Annotated in this window: 6 protein-coding genes; all 6 read right to left on the bottom strand. The window is 35.1% G+C overall.

The window, feature by feature from the left end:
* Positions 1–170 precede the first annotated feature (170 nt).
* A complete protein-coding gene (locus tag A3860_RS22540) occupies positions 171–668 on the bottom strand; it encodes a thioredoxin family protein (RefSeq protein ID WP_081150196.1) in 498 nt (165 codons plus the stop codon).
* 130 nt (positions 669–798) lie between these two features.
* On the bottom strand, positions 799–2,328 hold the full coding sequence (locus A3860_RS22535) for a hypothetical protein (protein ID WP_081150194.1): 1,530 nt from the start codon (positions 2,326–2,328) through the stop codon (positions 799–801).
* 108 nt (positions 2,329–2,436) lie between these two features.
* The gene (locus tag A3860_RS22530; protein WP_081150192.1) at positions 2,437–3,564 is read right to left on the bottom strand and encodes an acyltransferase family protein; all 1,128 of its coding nucleotides are present in this window, start codon (positions 3,562–3,564) and stop codon (positions 2,437–2,439) included.
* Positions 3,565–3,780: 216 nt separating this feature from the next.
* Positions 3,781–4,242 carry a MauE/DoxX family redox-associated membrane protein gene (locus A3860_RS22525; RefSeq protein ID WP_081150190.1) on the bottom strand — a complete coding sequence of 154 codons (462 nt, stop codon included), beginning with the start codon at positions 4,240–4,242 and terminating at the stop codon, positions 3,781–3,783.
* A gap of 58 nt (positions 4,243–4,300) precedes the next feature.
* Complete coding sequence (locus A3860_RS22520; protein ID WP_081150216.1) at positions 4,301–5,194, bottom strand: glycosyltransferase family 2 protein; 894 nt, start codon at positions 5,192–5,194, stop codon at positions 4,301–4,303.
* Positions 5,195–5,664: 470 nt separating this feature from the next.
* Positions 5,665–6,018, bottom strand: coding sequence for a helix-turn-helix domain-containing protein (locus A3860_RS22515; protein WP_081150188.1), 354 nt, complete (start codon positions 6,016–6,018; stop codon positions 5,665–5,667).
* Between the last annotated feature and the right edge of the window lie 305 nt (positions 6,019–6,323).

Below are 6,323 nucleotides of genomic sequence, written 5' to 3'. Positions count from 1 at the left end.
GTTCTAATGGTTTTCGGCTATCCCATTTTGTACGTTTCGTTCTGTGCGAAACACTAACTATTCACCCAAATTTTTCTCTCCGATGCATCAAGAGATGTTGTAATCCGAATGAACAAGTTGAACTCACTAATTCTTTCATGAACGAGTGAATATAATTTATTTAATAATTATTATTCATGTACAATGTCTTTTATGACATTGGTGCTCACGTTTCCTGCTATCACTTGTTTTAATCGTTTGTTCTTCTCGTAGACAGCCATATATGGTACTCCATTCGTTTTGAAATAATTTCCAAAGTAAAAATTGTAATCCTGACATACAGTGATGTTTGAATATCTTTTTAGCTGCTGATTATTATTATAGTAGGTTTTTATTTGGTCAAAAGGAAATGAAGAAAGAATATAAAACTGAATATTGCTAAGAGACTTTATATCTGAAATTATTTCTTGGATTTGTGCTCGACAATATGGGCAGTTTGGAGAAAAATATAGAAGTATTATAGGTTGCCCTCCTGGTATAGAATTTGTATTGAGCCTGCTAGTGCTATCCATCAATAACAAATTAAAAGAAGGCATTAATTTTCCTTCCAGGCCAGTTTTGAAGGCAGGGTGATCATTACAGCCAAGTAAACAATTGAACAATAATAAAAGGAAGATTAGCCCCTTCATATATGATGATGTTTTTTATAAAAAATAAATTTTGATTATTAATATCTTATTCTAAGATTCTTTCTAGATAATCTATAGAATTGCTGTATCTGTCTTAAGTGATAGAATTATATTTTATTCATTCATCATTTCATATATCGCCGCTTGCAATTAATAATTCCTGATTTTTAACCTTGAGTTTAGATCTTTCAATTCTTTCTGATGATTTCCATAAATAGTCAACTTGCAGTAATGCAAAAGTAGAAACCAATAATATTGGAAATGCCTGGAATCGCAAAGCGGCAGAGGAAGCAAATATTGTGAACCCTGCATTGATTATCCATACTGAAATTGCTAATAGCAAACCTTTGCGAAACGGAAAAGCATTTCTAAATCCATTAATTATGATAAAACATATAAGGCTGCATAGAAATACCACATTCATAATACCTGTAAGTATAGGATAAAAATCAAGGAGTGTAACTCTAAAATCTTTCAGTCGTGTGGTTACTTTATGGCTTTTATATCCAAACCACGCTTGAGCTATCGGCGCTACGTTCTCCTTTCCCATGTTATAAGCTTCCAGAAACTCAACTGGTGGTGCGAAATATCTATTTGCGTTTGGCCACAGAAAGAACTTGAAAAATAATAACGGATATTTTTTAATAATATAAAGCCCGTACTCTCCGTAGAGCGGGCCCATGGAGGCCCATTTTTTTCTACTGTCTGAAACGGAATCATTAATAAACTGCAGGTTCATGTATTTTTGAAGAGGAGATCTCCTGTCCCACATATATACGGTACTGGCCAGTAGCGCTTCCTCAGGATGCTTTTTTAAGTCCCGTGTAGAATCAAAATAATTCCGGATCATATTATCTAGCTTTCGAAACTTTTCCGGAACAGGTTTCACATTTTTGTTGTCCACGTACCTATAAGCATACATTGCATTATTGGCCATTTGCCAACCACTAAAAGGGGAATATTGCCAAGTGCCAGTTAACGACTGAAATTTTGTTCCAGTATAAGCAATAAAAAGACCTATTACTAAGCAGCTTCCTATTATGCCTAGAAATTTCCTTTTTATTGTAAACGGAGATATTATGAATGCAAATGCAGCAATCAAAGGATAAATCAGAGCGTTATTGCGAACGGTAAAGGCAATGTATATTGAAAGTGTTTGAAATATTATAAGTCGCATTGTTGGCCTATGAATAATCCAGAGTAAAATCGTAAACCAGATTAGGCTTAGGGCTAGAAAATAAGCATCGCTAGATATATAATTTGCTAAATAGAGAAAAAGAGGGTTAGGTACTATGAAACAGATTAGGGCAATTTGGATTATCTTACTAGGATTATAAAAGAAAAATAGGGTAAACAAGAAAAACAATGCACTGCTTTGAATGAGCAAATATTGGAAAGCTACTAGTGCTGTGTCTGAACGTGTAAATACACTAAAAAGCCTTAGTAATCTAGAATAACCGACCATATAATTATTTATATCCAGATTTAAATGTGCTGTTTCCAAATAAACATAAGAATCACCTGATATAAAGCTTGCATAAGGGTAGAAATATTTAAATACTGTAAACTGAAGTAAGATTGCTATCGCTGCCAGAAATAAAACGGCTTTATTAAACCTGGTATTTAAAAGAAAATATTTAAATGAGTTTTGCTTTTCCATTGAAATCGTTATTTATGAGTTGTATATACTGCACTTATTATTTTTCTAATTATTATGCAATAATATTTATAGGAAGCATAGAAATAAGCCTGCAGTTCGGATTCTTATTTAAGTAACTGAAGGAATCGTAAGGGGGGGCTGTTTTTCTATTGGTATTTTATTAATATATTGAAGTAAAGGTTTTTCAATTATTTTATAGAATCCAAGTCCCATTAAAAGTGATACTGATAATACAAGAATGATATTCATATCAGCGGGTAAGAAAGACCCATTTTTCTTGAATAATATGTTAAACAGCTCGAATACTATAAGATGGCTCAAGTAAATTGAATAAGATGCATCTCCACTTAATTGCATCCATTTATTTTTCCATATCCAATTACCTTTGCCATTTCTTTCCAAAAAAATAGATCCTGCTACTATAAGGCAACTTGGAATCCCCCAAATTAGAAATCTTTTCATGCTTAATTGTCCGCTTAAGACATTTTTATAATGATATACGTCGCCATAACCATAAAAAATTAAGTAGATGTAACATCCGAGGCCCAGCAATAAGCATGTTGCGGCTATTGGGACTGATATTGTTTTTGTATTTAGATAAATCCAGCAAATAATGATGCCTAATAAAAATTCAAGTATAATGGGATTAGTAACGAATATAAGACGAAAGTCGGATGGCTTAATTATGTAGCCCAATACTGTGAGCAATGTCATTGCTAATATTAAGAATATTACTTTATTCCTTGTATTGAAGATTACTAATGTAAAGAAGATAATATAAAAAAACCATTCAAAACATAAAGTCCAGCCAAGCAGTAACAGCGGAGAGTACACGCTCATATCACCGGAAACCGGGAATATCATTATTGTATCCGAAAGTGAATTTAGTATACTGCCTAGTGGCAAATAGAACGATTTATTTGTTGCCCAAATTTGTACTGCAAGAACGCCTAAATAAAGGAGGCTGGCAATATAATAAATGGGATTAATGCGCATGAAGCGTTTTTTCAAAAAAAGTAAACCTTGTGAGGTTCCTGTATAATTATTAGCTATTAATGTTATGATGAATCCGGATATCACAAAAAATAGATCAACTCCAATACAACCAAAATTCCTCAAATAAAAGAATGACTGTTGTGAAGAATTTGAGAAGTTTGCTTGCATACCTATAGAGTGAGTATATACAACAAGTATAGCTGCAACGGCTCGTAAAAATTGAATGGAGTGTAATTTCATTTTATATTTCAATAAAAATGTCTCTTTAAATAAGTTTCAACTCATTAAGCTGATTATATGCTCATCTTTCTAGGCAGGCTTCTGGCTTTAGTATACGTTGTTTCGTTTAGATGTAATGCCTTAAAGATTTGAACAACTTTAATTATCTGTCAATAGGTTCTTTACTCATAGATAAACAGATTGTGTTTTGTTCAATAAGTTGAATATTCTTTATCCTTAAGAAATAACATATTTAATCTCTTTATTCCATCCTTTTTGTTGTTCTTTTTTTTCCTTTTTAAGGAAAATGATGGCCCCCATATTAAGTATAATAAATGCACTGTTGAACACAATGTGTTGTTTCCACGAAAGCAATTCGATAATTCCTCCACAACTACAAGGCATTTCCGGCGCAACAATAAACATGGCAATAATATAAGCAGTGAATAGTGTCATGATTCCAAAAGAAGCATACAGCCCTTTCAATCGCCACCTAGGAATAGCAAGCATTAGTACTATGGCAAATTCTACAATGGGTAGGAATATGGCGATTGGTTTAGCGGCCCATGAAAGTATTGGCGAATCCGCCAGTTGCTCTTTAAAAACACTATAATCCATAATCTTGGCAATGCCGGTGTAGAGGAACAATATTATATTAAGTACTGTGACTATTTCGATGATAGTTGTACGCTTGATCATTGCTAATCAATTTAAATTGTGAGAATCGTAAAATGAGAACAATCATTTTTATTGAATACTATCCAACTGTTTGTGCAGGTGCTTTTATTTCTGATGGTTTGCGGAATAGCTGATTATTAAACAACCCATACTTCGCTATACAATAGATCGCCCTAAAGCCATCCTTCCATCCAATCTTCTTTCCTTCAGCAAATGTTCTTCCATAATAGCTGATCCCCACTTCATAGATCCGGATGCCAGGGATCATGGAGACTTTTTGCGTTACTTCGGGTTCGAAGCCAAAGCGTTTCTCGTGCAGATAAATGCGTTGTATAATAGCCGTACGGAATACCTTGTAACCGGTTTCCATGTCGGTCAGGTTTAAGTTGCTCATCATGTTGCTAAGAAAGGTAAGCACACGGTTGCCGATCGAATGCCAGAAGAACAGGATGCGGTGAGGATTTCCCCCCATAAATCTTGAGCCGTATACCACATCAGCCGAGGCCAATACAATTGGTTTTAAGAGTGTATTGTATTCCCCCGGGTCATATTCAAGGTCGGCATCCTGTACCAACAGGTAATCGCCGGTTGCCTGGGCTATACCTGTATGGATGGCCGCACCCTTTCCCTGGTTTACATCGTGCTTTATATATTTGAAGTAGTTAATGGTAAGGTTAGGGGTGTCACTCATATAGCGCTGTATTGCAGCTTCTGTATTATCCTTTGAACAATCGTTCACTATGATCACTTCCTTCTCTATATTCCTGATCAGCTTCACTTCATTGATACGGTCCAGTATCAATGAAATGGTCTTTTCTTCGTTATAAGCAGGAATGATAATTGACAAACGTTGAATAGATTGTCCGGTTGATCTGGTTCCTTCTTCAATATAACTACTGGTGTCGTTATTGGCTTCTGTCTGGGCGGCCTGAATCGTTATCGGCGTATTGATATTCCCTTCTGTTGTACGCATAAAAATTACGTTTGTGATCATTAAAAGATTCACATTCCTTTTTCATCACAGTATTTACCCGATTGGGTAATGGAATGCCATAGCCCAATACAATACTGTTACATGGTTTTGGTTGCAGAGGTCCGATACGTGAAATGCCGTATCAGGAAAATGGTGATCGTGCTGATTTAATGTTGTGTATTATGCCTGATATGGAGTGGCCAGGCGGTTGCTTCGGATTAATGAAGATGTTCGTAATCATAACTGGATAAAGTTTCAGGTGAACAATTTGAACCAAGGGTCTGGAGCTAGAAGCAATAGTGAAGGTTGGAGAAGTGTTCGTGATTTTTGACCAAACTATCTACAACCATTCATTCATTTTGTTTTTTCAGGATTTAATTTAGTGCTACCGTTAAATCCTCATGCAAGATACAGCCCGAAAAGAAGTGATTTGGTACAAAGAAGAAGTGATTCGGTACTTTTTTAAAATTTCAGGATATAACTGTTAGCGATACCGGATTTCTTCTCCACCGGGCAGGTGTATCCCCGGTGTATTTTTTAAACTGTATATTAAGATTACTCTTTTCGAGTCCGACCTTCGACGCAATGTTTTCAATGGTCATGTCTGATGTTTTAAGAAGATACATGGCTCGCTGTATCCTTATTTTACTAATGAAAGCATGAATATTCTCCTTGGTCACTTCCTTAAAGGCCAGTTTTAACTTTCGTTTATTGATTCCAAATTTTTGACAAAGGGAATCATAATCATAATGATCCCGGTAATTCTTTTCAAGAAAGGCTTTGATTTCTCGTGCCGTTTGCAGATCTAACTCTTTCAGTTGCATAGTGGATAAGGTTGAGCTGTGAAATAATAATACTTCCTATGCTTTTCGATATTACACGTTCGAAAATTCAAAAACTGTCTAATGACACTAGTTCAATTGATGTCATGTTGGGTGCCTTAATGATCACATGCCGGGTTGGATTCTTATAGAAGGTAATGATGCTTAATAGCGAAGGTTGATGATTAACCAAAGTCATAATTTGCCCGCTTTTATAAAAACACGAATCTTTTGCAACGCCTTTATCACGATCGGGAATTTATTTTGGCAGCTAATAAAGGTTTTTGCTAAAACGGTGTCGTATACCG

Origin of the sequence: Niastella vici, from assembly GCF_002077945.1 — a bacterium.
Lineage (GTDB): Bacteria > Bacteroidota > Bacteroidia > Chitinophagales > Chitinophagaceae > Niastella > Niastella vici.
The sequence above is the reverse complement of the archived record's forward strand: the minus strand, read 5'-3'. Positions and strand labels throughout refer to the sequence as shown.

Excerpts from the sequence above, each read along its gene's own strand:
- A3860_RS22515 (WP_081150188.1), bottom strand. The coding sequence starts at position 6,018 with ATGCAACTGAAAGAGTTAGATCTGCAAACGGCACGAGAAATCAAAGCC.
- A3860_RS22535 (WP_081150194.1), bottom strand. The coding sequence starts at position 2,328 with ATGGAAAAGCAAAACTCATTTAAATATTTTCTTTTAAATACCAGGTTT.
- A3860_RS22540 (WP_081150196.1), bottom strand. The coding sequence starts at position 668 with ATGAAGGGGCTAATCTTCCTTTTATTATTGTTCAATTGTTTACTTGGC.
- A3860_RS22530 (WP_081150192.1), bottom strand. The coding sequence starts at position 3,564 with ATGAAATTACACTCCATTCAATTTTTACGAGCCGTTGCAGCTATACTT.
- A3860_RS22520 (WP_081150216.1), bottom strand. The coding sequence starts at position 5,194 with ATGCGTACAACAGAAGGGAATATCAATACGCCGATAACGATTCAGGCC.
- A3860_RS22525 (WP_081150190.1), bottom strand. The coding sequence starts at position 4,242 with ATGATCAAGCGTACAACTATCATCGAAATAGTCACAGTACTTAATATA.